The organism is Aeromonas sp. Marseille-Q5825 (genome assembly GCF_946892685.1).
In the GTDB taxonomy this organism is placed as follows: domain Bacteria; phylum Pseudomonadota; class Gammaproteobacteria; order Enterobacterales; family Aeromonadaceae; genus Aeromonas; species Aeromonas rivipollensis.
The window spans coordinates 290,069-305,661 of record NZ_CAMPOU010000001.1; the positions used below are offsets into that span (position 1 = coordinate 290,069).

The following is a 15,593-nucleotide window of genomic DNA, read 5'->3' on the forward strand; positions in this document are numbered from 1 at the left end:
TGTTTTCCACTATAAAATGCATGTTACGTGACATTTTATAGAGGGTGGCATGCCTGCAACTATCATCAAGGAACGCTACTACATACTGACGCCGCTGTCGTTCCTGCTCGGTGCCCTGGTGCTGATTGCCACCCTGTTGCTGGCCGCGGCCAGCTACCTGCGCAGCATAGACAAGACCCTGGCGGGCTATGACCACATGCTCACCTCCATAGACGCCACTCTGATCCACGAGATGGTGCTGGCCAATCGGCGCCAGCTCGGCGTGCTGGAGGCCTCCCTGGACAAGCAGGCCATCGCGAGGGGCGACTCGGCCATCAACGGGATCTGGGCCATAGCCCACCAGTTCAAGCACGACGCCCACTTCCTCTACTTCTACAACGCCCGCTTCGACCGTCTCGACAGCTATCCCGACTGGCCGGTACCGACCGACTATCAGGCGCAGAGGCGCCCCTGGTATCAGGCCCTGGCCAGCGACAGCGACGAGCTCATCTGGTTTGGTCCCTACCAGGGGTTCGGCAGCGACGCAGAGGTCCTGACCCTGATCAAGCGGGTCAAGGATGACGAGGGGCAACTGCTGGGCCTGCTGATGGTCGACATGTCGTTCAACTCGCTGCAGGCGGCGCTGCAACGGGCGATGGGCAGCGACCAGGCCGCCCTCTACATCACAGAGCGCAAGGATGGGCGGTTGGTGGTGGGACACAACCTGTCACTGCTGCCGGCGGTCTCCGGTGCCTCTAGCCAGGGAGCCGGGCTGAGCGTGATCCGCAAAGGCTGTCACCTGAGGTTGCCGCTGTCGGATATCGACTGGGATCTCAACATCTATCTGCCCCCCGCCCACTTTCGCGGCAACCTGCAAGATACCCTGCTGATGGTGGTGCTGCCCGCGCTGGCGCTGCTCGCCATCTGGCTGTGCAGCCTGCTGTTTCTGGTGCGGATCTTTCGCCAGGAGCAGACCCTGGTGCAGCGCTCCCTCTGTGGCCTCGTTCAGGATGAGGCGCTGATGGAGATCCAGCTGCGCCAGCGCACCTGGTTCGTGCACGGCAGCCTGGGGGAGATCCATCAGGTGAGAAACAGCCTGCAGCAGGGGCAGGATGCCCTGCTGCACGATCCCCTCACCGGCATCATGAACCGACGGGCCTTCGAGCAGGACAGGGCCAGGCTGGCGCAGGAGGAGAGACCCCACTGGCTGGTGCTGTTTGATGTGGATAGCTTCAAGCGCGTCAATGACAGCTGGGGACACGGGGTAGGGGATGGGGTGCTGTTCCGGGTGGCCACCATAATGGCAAGAACCCTGGGAGAGGCTCAGGTCTACCGCATCGGGGGGGACGAGTTTGCGGCCCTGCTGCCCTGGGAGCAGGAAGAGGTCGAGGATCGCCTGACTCATCTGCTGGCCCGGGTGCGGGCGCTGAAGTGGCGCGAGTTTGAGGAGTGCATCACCCTGAGTGCGGGCGGGGCACGTTACCCGGATGACGCCGCTGCCCTGCTCGATCGGGCGGATGAGTGCCTGTACCAGAGCAAGCGGCAGGGACGGGACTGCTGGCATCTGTCAGCCACTTCGCCTCCCTCCAAAGGGGCTGTAGTGACAGTATCTGTCTGACCGTCATCAGGAGAAAAAGGGCCTGAATGGCCGAGAAAGGGGTCACAGTGGGAATAATTTCCCATGTGACCTTTTTTTTTAATTCATTTTCAGTCGGTTAGCCCATGTGACTGTGCCATGTCGCGAAGCAGAGACAGTCAGCCTGTCGGCGAAGAGGTCGTAATCCCAGTAGCGGAGTCAGGGGCGCTTTGTATAGTGCAGGGAAAAATAATCAATCAGACATCAGGTTTGACAGGAGTACCCCATGGAGATGAACAAATACGGCATGAGCGCAGTGGCGCTGCTGGGCGCGCTGCTGTTGGGCAATGGTCAGGCGCAGGCGTCCGAGACCGTCAACACCATACTCGGTGGTGGCGTCGGCGGCGTCGCGGGCACCATGATAGGCAAGCAGCTGGGGGGCGACACCGGCGCCCTGGTGGGAGCCGCAGTCGGCGGTGCGGCGGGTGGTGCGGCCACGGCTGACAGGGGCAACAAGAATGAGGCGGCCCTGGGGGGCGCCGTCGGTGCCCTGGGTGGTGCCGCCATCGGCAAGAGCGTGGGTGGCAACACGGGCCAGCTGATCGGCGCCGGTATCGGCGGGGCCGGTGGCTCGGCTATCGGCGCTCGCACCGGTGACGGTCACGAGTCCAACAACGACTACCGGGGAGGTCACCGCTACCGGGGTGACAACGGCTACCACAATGGCCACCACAAGCATCACAAGAAGTACAAGAAGCGCAGATGGCACGACGATGACTGATGTCATCCCGAGCATAATGAAAAGGGGGCCAGGGGCCCCTTTTTCGTGTCCGTCGTCTAGACCAGCCGGTGCTGGCGCCTGCCGAGGGCGAAGGCGTTGATGTTGTCGATAAGCTGATCCGCGAGGCGCTGCATCGACTCCTCGCTGGCCCAGGCCACATGGGGCGTCAGGATGAAGTTGGGGTAACGCAGCGCCTGCATCAGGGGGTGGTCGGGGGGCGGCGGTTCGACACTTGCCACATCGAACCCGGCGCCGCCGAGGCGACCGTTGCCGAGTGCCTCCAGCAGAGCCTGCTCGTCCACCAGGCCGCCGCGGCCCACGTTGATCAGCAGGGCCCCCGGTTTCATCATGGCCAGCTCCCGCTCCCCGATGAGGTGGCGGGTGTAGGGGGTGAGCGGGCAGTGCAGGCTGATCACATCCGAACTCTGCAGCAGGGCCTCCAGGGGCAATCTGTCTTCATCCCCGGGGGCGCCGACCTGGCTCTGGGCATAGAAGACCTCCATGCCGATGGCGCTGGCTCTCTGCCCCAGGGCCTGACCCAGGGTGCCCTTGCCTATGATGCCGAGCCGCTTGCCGTGCAGATCCATGATGGGGTGATCGAAGAAACAAAACTGACCGCTCTGCTGCCAGCGCCCCTCCAGCAGGGACTGGCGCCAGGCGAACAGGTTGCGTGACAGGGCCAGCATCAGGGCCATGGCGTGTTCGGGAACCGAGGGGCCCGAATAGTTGCGGATGTTGCACACGGCGACATTGGCGGCGCGGCACGCCTCCAGATCCAGGTTGTCGCTGCCGGTGGCCGCCAGGGCGATCAGGCGCAGCTCCGGCAACTGGGCCAGCTCGTCCTTGCCGATGCGGATCTTGTTGATGATGGCGATGCTGGCGCACCTGAGCCGCTCCACCACCTGTTCCGGTCTCGTCTCGGGATAGCTTTGCCAGTGATGGGGGAAATCGGGGCGACGCAGATTGATGCCGGCGTCCAGGGTGTCACTGTCGAGAAACACGATTTGCTGCATGTAGCCTCCTGCCGTTCGCTGCCGCGTGGGAGTCGCCATGATGCCAAAGATGGGGGGGGGCTGACCAGCCCGGATGCAGACAGGCCGGATGGCCCAATTTCATACTCTCTATCAGCTCGGGTCAGATCCAGCCCAGATGGGTCAGCCAACCCTGGATGCGCCCCGGCGTTTCGTCCAGCTCCATCAGGGCATAGGGACGGTAGTTGAGCTTGTGGCTGCGGCGGCTCTCGCTCTTGCGGGCCTCGGCGGCCAGCAGGGGCCAGTGCCCCCCGTCTTCCTGATAGAGATCCAGGGTGGGAATGCTGGCCTGGGCCACCTGCTTGGCCAGGGTCTGGTTGCTCAGCTGGTTGGGAAAGAAACCGTCGAGCAGCACCAGGGCATCGGGGGCGGGCAACTGCTCGCTGGTGATGAGGTTGGCGGCCCAGGCCGCGCTGGTGCCTTGCGCCAGCAGCAGCTTGAAGCCACCCTCCTGCAGCTTGGCGTCACCGAGCTTGACGATGCGCTCGGCAAATTGCTGGCGAAACGCCTCTAGGGTCTCCTGCTTCTTCTCGGAGGCTGGATCCAGCTCGGTCTGCTGGGGGGAGGGGAGCAGCAGCAGGGTGTCGAAGCCGAGTCGCCCCAGCTCCCTAGTCAGCTGCCACAGCTGGCCACTGCGCTGCCAGTCCGGCAGCAGTATGGCGAGCCCCAGGTAGCTGTCGCCGTCGTGCTTGGCGAAGAGCACCCTCTGCTTGTCAATCCGGGTGCTGTCAGGCACCCCCTTCCAGTCGCTCTCCTGCCAGTGATCGAGGGGGGCTGGGGGCGAGATCTCGTTGGCCGGCAAGGTGGTGCTTGCCAGCAGGGTCAAAAACAGCAGTGGTAAGGATAATCTGGCCATGATGCGCTCCCCGGTTGACTGGGTTAGCGGCGGCGCGCCGGATTTCTGAAGGGGGCCCGGAGGATCCGGGAGAAAGAGGGAAGGGACAAGCCCTTCCCTAGACGGACTCAGGGCCTGGCAAGCCTGCCGAGCTGGCGGTCGTGCAGGGGGGAGAGCAGCAACAGGGCGCTGACGGCCCCCACCAGGGCACAGAAGATGTCGGACTGGGTATCCCAGGGATCCCCCTGGGTGCCGAGGAACTCGTCGGCGCCCTGACCCAGTGCCAGTGCGGCGCCCCACTCGATGAGCTCATAGCTGGCGCTGACGGCGAGCACCACGCAGATCACCAGAAACACCAGCATCTTCTTGCCCTGCACATGGTGGCCGCGCAGCAGTATCTCGCGGCAGGCCAGGGCGGGCACGAAGCCCTGGAAGAAGTGGCCAATCTTGTCATAGGGGTTGCGGCTGAGCTCGAACCACTGCTGCAGATCGAAACCGAGCGGCACCCGGGCATAGGTGTAAGCGCCCCCCAGCATCAGCACGGCCCCGTGCAGGAAGATGCACAAATAGAGCAGGCTGGTGAGGGGGTAGCTGCGCTGGCTCAGCAGCAGCAACGGCACGACGATCAGCACGGGGGCGACTTCCAGCAGCCAGGTGACCCTGTCATAGGGTTGCCAGCCGGAGAGCACCAGCAGTACCAGGGTGAGCAGCAACAGCAGGAGTTTTTGATGAGATGTCATAGGGAGCCTGTGGAGAAGGAGGAACCTGACTTCATGGTGTAGCCCCAATCGGCGCGAGACGAAAGGGGGCAGGGGAATTCTCCCTCAATGGACGGCCCGCTGTCACTGACCGGGGCTGAATGATCGCAGGGCGGATCCCCATAAAGAAAAAGCGAGCCTGGGGCTCGCTTTTTTCAACACGGGCGTGAAGCCGTCAAATCAGTTGACGCGACGCTTGAACTCGCCGGTGCGGGTGTCGATTTCGATCTTGTCGCCGATCTCTACGAAGGCGGCAACGGCCAGCTCGTAGGTGGTGCCCTTCAGGCGGGCCGGCTTGGTCACTTTACCGGAGGTGTCGCCACGGGCGGCCGGCTCGGTGTACTCGACTTCGCGAACGATGGTGGTCGGCAGTTCGACGGAGATGGCTTTCTCGTTGTAGAAAGTCACTTCGCAGATGTCTTCCATGCCGTCAACCATGTAGTTCAGGGCGTCACCCAGGTTGTCTTTCTCGACGTCGTACTGGTTGTACTCGGTGTCCATGAAGACATACAGGGGGTCGGAGAAGTAAGAGTAGGTGCACTCTTTACGCTCCAGCTGAACGACTTCCAGCTTGTCGTCGGCCTTGAATACGGTCTCGGTGGCGCTGCCGTTCAGCAGGCCTTTCAGCTTCATCTTGACCACGGCGGAGTTACGGCCGGATTTGTTGAATTCGGCTTTCTGGACCACCATCGGCTCGGTACCGATCATGACGACGTTACCAGCGCGGATTTCCTGTGCGGTTTTCATGTAAAAATTCCTGTTCGTATACGGGCAGATAAAAACTGCCAGATTATATACGGCTTTCTAAAAATTTCACCAGCCGAGTGACGAGATCCCCTTCCCGCAGCAACTTCTGTGACCAGCTTCGCGCATGTTGTTGCCAAAGTGTGCCGTGGATCGGCCATTGGGCCCAGAGTTCGCTGCAATCTTCCCCTCTGTTGAGGGCCAGGTTGAGCTCGCGCAGCCACTGGCCGTCATCGGCGGGCAAGGCCTCCAGATAGTGGTCGAGGAAGTGCGCCAGCTTGACGAGGTGGGCCTCCTCTTCCTGCTGGTAGATGTGCCACAGGAAGGGCCTTGCCGCCCACTGGGCCCGCACGAAGGAATCTTCGCCGCGCACCAGGTTGAGATCGCAGCTCCACAGCAGCCGATCGTAGCCCGCCTGATCAGTCATCGGCAGCAGCTTGATGGTGAGCTGGCCCGCCTGCAGCAGATCCCCCGCCCGGGCCGTGCCGATGGCACTCTCAAGACCGGCGCCGCAGAGCACGTCGGGAAGGGCGCGCCCCATGGGCAGCAACAGGGTGATCGGGGTGGCGCCCTGGCTCCAGCTTGCGACCAGGCTTTTCAGCGCCTCGCTCTCGTAGGTGAAGAGGCTTATCCGCAGCTCGTCTTGCGCCTTGGGCGGCAGCCCCAGGCTGGCCCAGTAGGCGGCAAGGCCAGCCTCATCCTGCTGCCAGCGATCCCGCTCTGCCACCAGCCCCTGCTCGCACAGCAGGCCACCGGTTCTGGGGGTGAAGCCCGGGAAGAAGAAGTACTTATTGAGGCTCAGCTTGCCCACCCGCTGGGGGGAGGCGAGGCCGTGGCAATCCTCGACCCAGGCTTCGGCACTGAGGTATTCCAGATTGATCCAGCAGGGGGGCGGGCTCTGCTCGGCCATGCGTTCGATGAAGGGGGCGGGCAGCTCGCAGGCAAATGCCTCTATGACCACGCTAGCCGGGATGGCATCCGCTGGCAGGGGGCCCTGCCAGCGCTGGATGTGGATCCCCTCAACCCACTGACGATCCCGCACGGGATCCAGCCCAGGACAGATGCGGGCGAAGCTCGCCAGATCGTCCACCCAGAGCCGCACCTGTCCATGGCCCCCCCGCTCCAGCTGGCGGGCCAGCCGCCAGGTGACGCCTATGTCGCCGAAGTTGTCCACCACGGTGCAGAAGATGTCCCAGTCAAAGGGGGGCAGGGGGCTTGTCATGGCTCGGGGTTCCAGATGCAAAAAAACCGGTGCGCAGGGTAGCACACCGGTGGATTGGCTTCTAACCGTCAGCGAGTGATGGCGGTCTGCGGCAAGTTACTCCTTGCCGTAGACGTTATTCTCTTGCTCGCGTACCCGGATAAAGGTGGTGCGCTTGGTGAGCTCTTTCAGCTGGCTGGCGCCGACGTAGGTGCAGGTGGAGCGCACGCCGCCCAGGATGTCGCGCACTGCGTTCTCGACCGGGCCGCGGTAGGGCAGCAGCACCGTCTTGCCTTCGGAGGCACGGTACTCGGCGACGCCGCCGGCGTGCTTGTCCATGGCGCTCGACGAGCTCATACCGTAGAACTTCATGAAGGGGGCGCCATCGACGTCCACCACCTCGCCACCGCACTCCTCGTGGGCCGCCAGCATGCCCCCCAGCATCACGAAGTCGGCGCCGCCGCCAAACGCCTTGGCCACGTCGCCCGGGCAGGTGCAGCCGCCGTCACCGACGATCTGGCCGCCGAGTCCGTGGGCCGCATCGGCGCACTCTATGATGGCGGAGAGCTGGGGATAGCCCACCCCTGTCTTGACTCTGGTGGTGCAGACCGAGCCCGGGCCTATGCCCACCTTGACGATGTCGGCGCCGGAGAGGATCAGCTCCTCCACCATCTCGCCGGTGACCACGTTGCCCGCCAGGATGACGTGGTTGGGGCAGGCTTCACGAGTCTTGCGCAGGAACTCGACGAAGTGCTGGGAGTAGCCGTTGGCCACGTCCACGCAGATGAAGCGCAGCGCCTCGGACATGGCGAGGATCTGGCGGGTCTTGTTGAAGTCCTCCTCCGAGGTGCCGGTGGAGACCATCACATGGCCGAGCAGGGCCGGGTCTGTCTCGTTCACGAAGGCTTGCCACTGGGCGAGGCTGTAGTGCTTGTGTACCGCCGTCATCATCTCGAAGCCCGCCAGGGTGCGCGCCATGGCGAAGGTGCCGACGGTGTCCATGTTGGCGGCGATGACGGGCACCCCCTGCCACTGGGTCTGGGTGTGCTTGAAGGTGAACTGACGGGTCAGGCTGACTTGGGAACGGCTCTTGAGGGTAGAGCGCTTGGGACGAAACAGTACATCCTTGAAACCCAGCTTCAAGTCTTCTTCGATACGCATTGCAAATTCCTTATTGAGCCTTGTGAAAGTCACTGTTGCAGTGGGCAAAATTTTCGGCAGGCACAAAAAAACCGCAGGTTTTCAAGGCCTCCGGTTTACAACAGTCTAGGGAAAAATCCCGCCAGAACAAGACTGATAATTCACTCATCATTGTGTTAGCCTTTGGCGTCACAACCTGAGGTTGACCACCAGCTTCATCCAGCACCTCGCCACGACCTCTCTCTTCCCTCTTTTTTGCCCCTTGAATCACGGTCAACTGCTGTCGGATCCCCCATGCCGTGAACGCCATAGGCCGGGGTTTGGGGCCCCTGCGCCCCTTTTGCCAGTTGACAGTGGCCTGCCTGCTGCCCACTCTGGCGCAGAGGGCCAGCGTGGGCCCGCTTCGACGAGGAGAACACATTGTCCGCATCATACAAAGCCGGCTGGTTGCTGTTGGCCAGCCTCTGCCTCTCATCGGGCGCCTGGGCCGCCCCTACCGTCTATGGCTGGATCGAGAAGGGCGTGCTCATGCCAGGTGGGGTGGCGGTCAAGATGAAGCTGGATACAGGCGCTCTCACGTCGTCTCTCGATGCTCGAGAGCTGCACCACTTCAAGCGTGACGGCAAGCCCTGGGTGCGCTTCACCCTGGTGCTGACCGATGCCAACACCGACAAGGAGGTGCGCCAGACCCTGGAGCGCCCGGTGGAGCGCAGCGTGACGGTGCGCGGCGCCGGTGGCATGGAGGAGCGTCCCACTGTGACCATGTCTGTCTGTGTCGGTGACAAGCTCTACAAGGAGTGGTTCACCCTGCGGGATCGCAGCGACATGATCTATCCCGTGCTGCTCGGTCGTCGCCTGCTGGCGGAGCTGGGGCCGGTGGACTCTTCCCGCACCTTCACTGTGCAGCCGAGCTGTGGCTAGGAAGGCCGCTTTGGGATCACAAATGGTGCGCGGGGGCTTTGGCCCCCGCGCTTTTTTTACCCTGAGGCCTGCACCGCCTATGCCGGGCGCGGCGGGGCGGGCAGCAGCACGCTCACTTCCAGCCCCCCCTCGGGCCTGTTGTGGATGTCGAGATCCGCGCCGTGCAGCTGCACTATGCGCTGCACTATGGCCATGCCAAGGCCCACCCCGTCCCCCTGCTGGGGATTGACCCGGAAGAAGCGCTCGCACAGGCGCGACAGGGCGGCGGTGGGGATGCCGGGGCCGTTGTCCCGCACATCCACCCTGACCCTGTTGCCCTCCTGGGTGATCACCACGGCGACCTCGCCGCCCACCTGGGTGTAGCGCAGCGCGTTGTCGATGAGGTTGCCAAACATCAGATCCAGCAACATGGCCTGCCCCATCACCTGCAGATGCTCGTCTCCCTCCAGGGAGAGCTGCAGATCCTTCCTCAGGGCTATGGGGGCCAGGGTGGCCAGGGTGCCCTGCAACAGCAGGCTCAGATCCAGCTTGCCGAGCGCCGGGGCCTGCTGGTTGTCGATGCGGGCCTGGGTCAGCAGCTGGCGGATCAGCCGGTCGCTGCGATCGAGGGCCAGCAGCATCTTGCGCAGCGCCTGCTCGCGGCTGGCGTCATCCTCGGCGGCCAGCGCATTTTCACTGTGGATGCGCAGCACCGCCAGCGGGGTGCGCAGTTCGTGGGCGGCCTCGTTGGTGAATTGCTTCTCCCGCTCTATGGTGTCCGCCAGGGTGTGCATCAGGCGATTGATCTCCGACACCAGCGGCGTCAGCTCCTCGGCCTTGATGGCCAGGTTGAGCGGGCTCAGGTTGGCGGGATGGCGCTCGCCGATGGCCTGGGTGAGTTGATTCAGCGGGGCCAGCCCCCGGGTGACCAGCCACCACAGCAGGCCGAGCAGGAAGGGCAGGGTGATGAAGAGCGGCAGCATGGTCAGGGTAGCCATCTTGCTGGCCAGCTCCCCCCGCTCGTCATCCCGCTCCGCGACGATGAGCCAGGTCTGCTCATCCTCGTTGTAGAGGGTGAAGGTGCGCCACTCGTGGTGATCCTTGGTCTCGCTGTTGAAGCCGCGCTCCAGGGTGGTCAGGGGCTGCTCCGGCGCATTGGGTGAGCGCAGCAGTATGGTGCCTTGCTCGTTGAGCAGCTGGAAGTAGAGGTTGTGCTCGAACTCGTGGCCATAGGGGGTGAACTCGTTGTCCCGCCCCAGCTGGCTGAAGCTGCGCTTCTCCTGATGGGGGTCGGCGGGCACGGCCTGCTCCCACTCCTGGTAGACGGCACCGTTGCTGGGCAGCTCGCCGCGCTGCTTCAGATAACGGCTGAGCAGCTGGTTGGTGATGCGGGCGGACTGGGCGAGACGGGCATCAAACAGCTCTTCCATCTCGTGGTTGGCTTCCAGGTAGCCGATGAGGCCGCTGACGGCCAGGCTGAGGCTGACCAGGGCCAGGATGCCGGAGAGCAGGAAGCGGCGAATGGAGCGGACGCGACTCATCGGGCGGGCATCCCTCTGCTGCCCGGGGTATCTGGCTGCGGCACTATGTAGCCGACGCCGCGGATGTTGCGGATGAGCTCGGGGAAGAACTTCTTGCGCAGGTGGTGAATGTGCACCTCCACCGCATTGCTCTCTGCCCCCTCGTCCCAGCCATAGAGGCTCTGCTGCAGCTGATCGCGGCTCAGCACCCGGCCGCTCTGGCTGATGAGCTCCTGCAGCAGCTTGTACTCGTGGGGGGTCAGCTTGACCGCCTCTCCCTGATAGGTGACCTGCTGGGATTCGGGGTAGATGAGGATGTCGCCATACTCCAGCACCGCCTGGGCCTGGCCCTTGCTGCGGCGCACCAGGGCGCGCAGGCGGGCGTTGAGCTCCTGCAGGGCGAAGGGCTTGACCATGTAGTCATCGGAGCCCGCATCCAGCCCCAGCACCCGATCGTCCAGGGCATCCCGGGCGGTGAGGATGAGCACCGGCAGCGTCTGTCCCTCCCGGCGCAGCTTGCGCAGCAGGCTGATGCCGTCGATATCCGGCAGATTGAGATCCAGGATGAGGGCGGCGAACTCCTCGCTCTTGAGCGCCGACAGGGCGGGCAACCCCTGCTGCAGCCAGTCCACTGTGTAACCGCTGCTGCGCAGGGCATCCACCATGCCATCCCCCAGCATGATGTCATCTTCTACCAACAGGACTCGCATTGTTCTCTCCCTCAAATGACGCTGCCCACCAGTATGCAAGTTGGTGGGCAGAGTTTAAATAGCGCACTGATCTGCTTGTGTTTATAGCTTGGCGAGACGTTCGCGGATTTCCGTCCTGCGGCCTTCGTCCGCCGCCTCGCGGCCCGGTCTGGCCGGGGCGGCCAGGGCCTTGTCCAGATAGATCTTCGCCTGGGCCTTGTCCCCCTGATCCAGCAGGAAGTCGCCGTAGAAGAAGTTGGGATCTATGCCGGTGGGGTTGATGGCGAGCGCCTGCTTGAGCAACTGCTCGGCCTTGTCGTCATCCCCGAAGCCGACCGGCCAGCCCGGCACCTGGTAGTAGAGGGAGCCCAGACTGGTGTAGGCGGAGCCCTCCAGCGCCTTGGGATCCTGCTTGATGGCGATCTCCAGCTTGGCCTTGGCCTCCTTCACCAGGCTGAGGGCCCCGAGGCCGCCCTTGGCGCCGGCCCAGGTGCTCTTGACGATGGCGGACCAGATCAGCAGATCGGTGCGAAAGGCCTCCTTGGCACTGGCCTGCTCCGCCTGGGCGCTCAGGGTCTCCAGACAGCTCTCCTTGGCCTTGCCGGTCTCTTGATACTGACAGTGGGCCCACTGCTGCTGAATGGTGGGCAGGGCATCGGCGGCCTGAACCAGGCTGCTTGTCAACGTGCCTCCTAGGGCGAGCAGCAGGACACTGTGACCAAATCGGGGGCGGAAAGTGGCGTGTTTCATCTCAATGTTCCTTCTCGTGTGTGGCACAGGCGGGGTTGTCCCCGTGATCTGTGGCCAGGGGGACAGGGTGGCGGGCATGGCGTTCGATGATGGGCAGTTGTCTGGCCAGCGCCTTGTCGACCAGGGCGGGCAGCAGGGCATTGAGTCGCACGAACAGCTTCTCCGGCCAGCCGAGCCAGCTGCGGCGCGTCTCGTTGCACAGGGCGATGACGGCCTCCTCGGCCACGTCCTGGGGGCTGTCGGTCCGGGTGCCGAGCTCGGCATTCATGGCGTAGGCCGCCTGGGAGTTGAGGTGAGTGCGGGTGGCGCGGGGGGCAAAGTGCAGCACCTTGATGCCGGTGCCCTCCAGCTCACGCCCCAGAGACTCGCTAAAGCCCCGCAGGGCGAACTTGCTGGCGCAATAGACGCTGTAACCGGCATAGCCGATGGCCCCGAGGCTGGAGCCTATGTTCATGATGACGGCGGGCTTGCGCAGCCGGGGCAGCAGGGCGCGGGTGAGCTGGATGGGCGCCTCTATGTTGAGCAGCAGCTGGCGCGTCACCTGCTCGCCGCTCTGATCCTCCAGCCAGGCAAACTGGTTGCAGCCCGCGCTGTTGATGAGCACATCCAGCCCCTGCTCCAGCGCCGGGTGCTGCAACAGCCTGGCCCGCTCCTGGGGCGAGCCCAGATCGGCGGTCACCGTCTGGTGGCGTTCGGAATGAGGCAGCTCCTTGCGCAGGCGCTCCAGGGCGCTGGCCCGGCGTCCGTGCAGCAGCAGGTGCGCCCCCTGGGCCGCCAGCTCCATGGCCAGGGCTTCCCCTATGCCGCCGCTGGCGCCGGTGAGCAGTATGCGTTTACCTTCAAGCTTCATTGGCAGGATCCCGTGAGCTGATGGAGCATGTCGCCATAGAGGCGGTAGACCACCTTGGCCGAATGAATGATGGCGGCCTGATCCGCCGGGTCTTCCACCCGGTTCATCAGGGACTCGAAGAACTTGAGGTGCTCCTGATCCAGGGCGCCGTGGGAGCTCAGGTAGCTCATCGCCTGGGGCGGCAGGCCCAGACCGCTCTTGAGCTGGTCCGCCACCGTCAGGGCGATGGCGACGCTGGTGCCTTCCAGCACCTGCACCATGCCGAAGAAGCCCATGGGGTTGCCGCGCTGGATCTGGTCGTAGAGGAAGGCCACCATCAGCTCTATGGGCAGACCCGGCTGGCCGTGGCGCACCGCCTCGGCGTCACCGCCGCAGGCGCGGATGTCGTTCAGGATCCACTCCTGATGACCGTACTCCTCGTCTATGTACTCCCGGATGGCGCCGCGCACCCACTCATACTCCTGTCCCAGCTTGCCGCCGGTGGCCATCAGCAGCGGCACAGTGTGGCGCACGTGGTAGTAAGCCTCTGCCAGGAAGGCGAGGTAGGTCTCCCGGCTGATGTCGCCGCGGCGGCAGGCCTCGATGATGGGGGCATTGAACAGGTGCTCGCGCTCGGAGGCGGTGGCGTGTTGCAGGGTCTGGTAGAAGCTCATGAGGTCTCTCCTGTGAGGCCTTGGGTCAGGCATTGGTCGATCTGCCGGGAAAAGTGGTGATAAATCTCGTTGCGACGGGGGCGGCCGTTGGCCGTCAGCAGGCCGGGGTGCTGATCCAGCGCCACCGGCAGCCAGTGGTGGATGCGGGCGTAATCGGGCAATTGCTGGTTGAGCCGGGCAATCTGCTCGGGTAATTGGGACTGGCTGCCCGGCAGCGGCTGGATCAGGGCGACGTTGGCGGGCTGGCCGTCACCGAAGATCACGATGCGGGCGATGGCCGGACAGAGCTGGGCCTGGGCTTCCACCCACTCCGGTGAAAAGTTGCGGCCAAAGGCGGTGATCTGGACGTTCTTCTTGCGCCCCGTGATATGCAGGTAGCCATCTGCGTCCAGGTGACCCAGATCCCCGGTGGCGATCTGCAGGTCCGCAGGCTCCCCTGCGGTGCTCTCTTCCCCCAGATAGCCGAGCATGGCGCTGCCGCTCACCATGACTTCGCCATCGGCGGCCAGGGTGACCTGGCAGTGGGGCAGGGGGCGGCCGACGCTGCCCATCAGGTCGGCGTCCGGGCCGTTGAGCGCCACGACAGAGCCGCATTCCGACAGGCCATAGCCCTCATAGACAGGGAGCCCCAGGGCGCGGGCATGGCGGATGAGATCGGGGGCGACCTTGCCGCCACCGACGGCGACGAAGCGCAGCCCCTTGAGCCGTTCGGCCAGGGCCTGGGTGTTGGCGCACAGCGCCAGCAGCAGGCGCAACAGCTCGGGCACCAGCACCAGGCTGTGGCTGGGCCAGCGTGCCAGGGCCCGGCCCAGCATGGCCGGGTTGAGGGTGCTGGATCCGGTGAAGCCCAGCTCGCCGAGGGAGGGGATGCGGCTGCAGGCGCCGGTGAGCAGCGGCACGTACAGACCGGTCAGGTTCTCCAGCAGGGTGGCCAGGGGCAGCAGGGTCAGGTGCTGTTCGACCCCGGCCGGCGCGACCCGCAGGGCCAGGGACTCGCAGACCGCCGTCATCTGGGCAAGGGACAGGCAGACCCCCTTGGGCTGGCCCGTGGTGCCCGAGGTATAGGTGATCTTGGCGGTGCCCAGGGGCAGGGCCGGGGGGGCGACCGGGGTACGCCGCCACAGGGGCAGCGCCTGTTCATCGGCGGCCCCCGTCATCAGGATGAGGGGGGCCGCGGCCTGCCAGCCCTCATGCTCGGGGCCCACCAGGGCATCGGCCCCGCTGCTCTCTAGCAGCCACGCCTGCTGGGCCGGGCTGAAGAAGTGGGGCACGGGAATGACCACTATCCCGGCCCGGGTGCAGGCCAGATCGATCAGCGCCCAGGGCAGGCCGTTGTCGAGCTGCAGGGCCAGGCGGCGAATGCCGGCTTGCTGCAAGCGGTCGGCCAGGTGCTGGATCTGCTGCCACAGGGTCTGGTAATCCAGCTCTCCCTGGCTGCCTTGCAGTGCCAGTTGTTGCGGCGTCAGGCTGGCGTGGCGGGCGATGGCGTCGAACAGGCTCATTGGGCGCACCTCTTGTCATGGCCGGCATGGTTAAAAAGCATGGGCATGGGCCCCAGCAGATTGAGCAGCAGGCTGCTCTGGGCGAGCACCTCGCGCCCCTGGTTGATGTCCCCGGCCATCACCTTGGGCTGGCAGCGGTAGTATTCCCCCCAGGCACTGGCGTCTTCCCCCACCTGATGGGCCTGGGCAGGGGCCAGCTCCACCGGGTTGAGGCGCAGCCGGGCAAAGCTGTTGCGCAGCTTGGCGGTGCCGGTGAACACCACGTAGTCGAGGGCGTTGTCACACAGCAACCGGCACAGGGCGGCAAACATCAGGCGGGCATTGCCCGGCTCGCTGCAGGCGAGGTTGCCCACTTCGATGATGCGGCAGCGGGCCGGACGTACCCCGAGGCGGGTTTCGATGGCGGCCTCGATGGGCTGCTCCAGATACTGTTCCAGATAGAGGGGCTGCTCACGCTCCCCCGTGCTGGCGTGGTTGAGGCCACAGGCGCCGACCAGCACCCCATCGGCCCGGTAGAGCCCGAGCAGGCAGGGCAGAAAATGGGGGATGCGGGCGTTGAATTCGAGGGTGTAGGCGGCCTGGATATAGGCTTGCAGCGCCATGACCTGCTGCGGGGACTGTGCCAGCAGCAATCTGTAGGGGGCTTGGATCTCTATGGTCATGGTTGGCTCCTTCTCTTGGGAT

At 64.5% G+C, this 15,593-nt stretch carries 17 protein-coding genes; 3 read left to right on the forward strand and 14 right to left on the reverse strand.

The features are described 5' to 3' along the window. Positions 1-49 precede the first annotated feature (49 nt). Positions 50-1,597 (forward strand): sensor domain-containing diguanylate cyclase, encoded by a 1,548-nt coding sequence (locus OC537_RS01375; protein WP_262108704.1) that lies wholly within the window; start codon positions 50-52, stop codon positions 1,595-1,597. A gap of 244 nt (positions 1,598-1,841) precedes the next feature. Further along, positions 1,842-2,336, forward strand: a complete 495-nt coding sequence (locus OC537_RS01380; RefSeq protein ID WP_025326112.1) for a glycine zipper domain-containing protein — start codon at positions 1,842-1,844, stop codon at positions 2,334-2,336. A gap of 56 nt (positions 2,337-2,392) precedes the next feature. On the opposite strand, the gene OC537_RS01385 is transcribed toward OC537_RS01380, so the two are convergent. The 7 genes from OC537_RS01385 to OC537_RS01415 form a co-directional block, all read right to left on the reverse strand. Further along, a complete protein-coding gene (locus tag OC537_RS01385; RefSeq protein ID WP_025326113.1) occupies positions 2,393-3,349 on the reverse strand; it encodes a D-2-hydroxyacid dehydrogenase in 957 nt (318 codons plus the stop codon). Positions 3,350-3,470: 121 nt separating this feature from the next. After that, the gene (locus OC537_RS01390; protein ID WP_262108708.1) at positions 3,471-4,223 is read right to left on the reverse strand and encodes an alpha/beta hydrolase family protein; all 753 of its coding nucleotides are present in this window, start codon (positions 4,221-4,223) and stop codon (positions 3,471-3,473) included. Between the two features lie 107 nt (positions 4,224-4,330). Continuing rightward, positions 4,331-4,942 (reverse strand): DUF2238 domain-containing protein, encoded by a 612-nt coding sequence (locus tag OC537_RS01395; RefSeq protein WP_262108710.1) that lies wholly within the window; start codon positions 4,940-4,942, stop codon positions 4,331-4,333. 198 nt (positions 4,943-5,140) lie between these two features. Further along, complete coding sequence (gene efp, locus OC537_RS01400; RefSeq protein WP_011707002.1) at positions 5,141-5,707, reverse strand: elongation factor P; 567 nt, start codon at positions 5,705-5,707, stop codon at positions 5,141-5,143. 43 nt (positions 5,708-5,750) lie between these two features. Next, entirely contained in the window at positions 5,751-6,926 is a 1,176-nt protein-coding gene (earP, locus tag OC537_RS01405) for an elongation factor P maturation arginine rhamnosyltransferase EarP (RefSeq protein ID WP_262108713.1), read from the reverse strand. Between the two features lie 96 nt (positions 6,927-7,022). Beyond that, on the reverse strand, positions 7,023-8,066 hold the full coding sequence (locus OC537_RS01410; protein ID WP_262108715.1) for a GMP reductase: 1,044 nt from the start codon (positions 8,064-8,066) through the stop codon (positions 7,023-7,025). Positions 8,067-8,076: 10 nt separating this feature from the next. Continuing rightward, on the reverse strand, positions 8,077-8,322 hold the full coding sequence (locus tag OC537_RS01415; RefSeq protein ID WP_262108717.1) for a hypothetical protein: 246 nt from the start codon (positions 8,320-8,322) through the stop codon (positions 8,077-8,079). Between the two features lie 143 nt (positions 8,323-8,465). On the opposite strand from OC537_RS01415, the gene OC537_RS01420 reads away from it, so the two are divergent. After that, complete coding sequence (locus OC537_RS01420) at positions 8,466-8,966, forward strand: ATP-dependent zinc protease (protein ID WP_410050452.1); 501 nt, start codon at positions 8,466-8,468, stop codon at positions 8,964-8,966. A gap of 77 nt (positions 8,967-9,043) precedes the next feature. Here the strand turns inward: OC537_RS01420 and OC537_RS01425 are convergent, their stop codons facing one another. The 7 genes from OC537_RS01425 to OC537_RS01455 all read right to left on the reverse strand — a co-directional run bounded on the left by OC537_RS01425 (position 9,044) and on the right by OC537_RS01455 (position 15,571). Further along, on the reverse strand, positions 9,044-10,486 hold the full coding sequence (locus tag OC537_RS01425) for an ATP-binding protein (protein ID WP_111910351.1): 1,443 nt from the start codon (positions 10,484-10,486) through the stop codon (positions 9,044-9,046). After that, positions 10,483-11,175, reverse strand: coding sequence for a response regulator (locus OC537_RS01430; protein WP_106887569.1), 693 nt, complete (start codon positions 11,173-11,175; stop codon positions 10,483-10,485). The genes OC537_RS01425 and OC537_RS01430 overlap by 4 nt, the downstream gene beginning before the upstream one ends. A gap of 81 nt (positions 11,176-11,256) precedes the next feature. Then, positions 11,257-11,904 carry a tetratricopeptide repeat protein gene (locus OC537_RS01435; protein WP_262108721.1) on the reverse strand — a complete coding sequence of 216 codons (648 nt, stop codon included), beginning with the start codon at positions 11,902-11,904 and terminating at the stop codon, positions 11,257-11,259. 1 nt (position 11,905) lies between these two features. Then, positions 11,906-12,754, reverse strand: a complete 849-nt coding sequence (locus OC537_RS01440) for an SDR family oxidoreductase (protein ID WP_106887567.1) — start codon at positions 12,752-12,754, stop codon at positions 11,906-11,908. Beyond that, positions 12,751-13,407 carry a TenA family transcriptional regulator gene (locus OC537_RS01445; protein ID WP_139744263.1) on the reverse strand — a complete coding sequence of 219 codons (657 nt, stop codon included), beginning with the start codon at positions 13,405-13,407 and terminating at the stop codon, positions 12,751-12,753. Before OC537_RS01445 ends, OC537_RS01440 begins: the two co-directional genes overlap by 4 nt. Beyond that, the gene (locus OC537_RS01450) at positions 13,404-14,909 is read right to left on the reverse strand and encodes an AMP-dependent synthetase/ligase (protein WP_262108724.1); all 1,506 of its coding nucleotides are present in this window, start codon (positions 14,907-14,909) and stop codon (positions 13,404-13,406) included. The genes OC537_RS01445 and OC537_RS01450 overlap by 4 nt, the downstream gene beginning before the upstream one ends. Continuing rightward, a complete protein-coding gene (locus tag OC537_RS01455) occupies positions 14,906-15,571 on the reverse strand; it encodes a thermostable hemolysin (protein ID WP_262108726.1) in 666 nt (221 codons plus the stop codon). Before OC537_RS01455 ends, OC537_RS01450 begins: the two co-directional genes overlap by 4 nt. Positions 15,572-15,593: the final 22 nt, after the last annotated feature.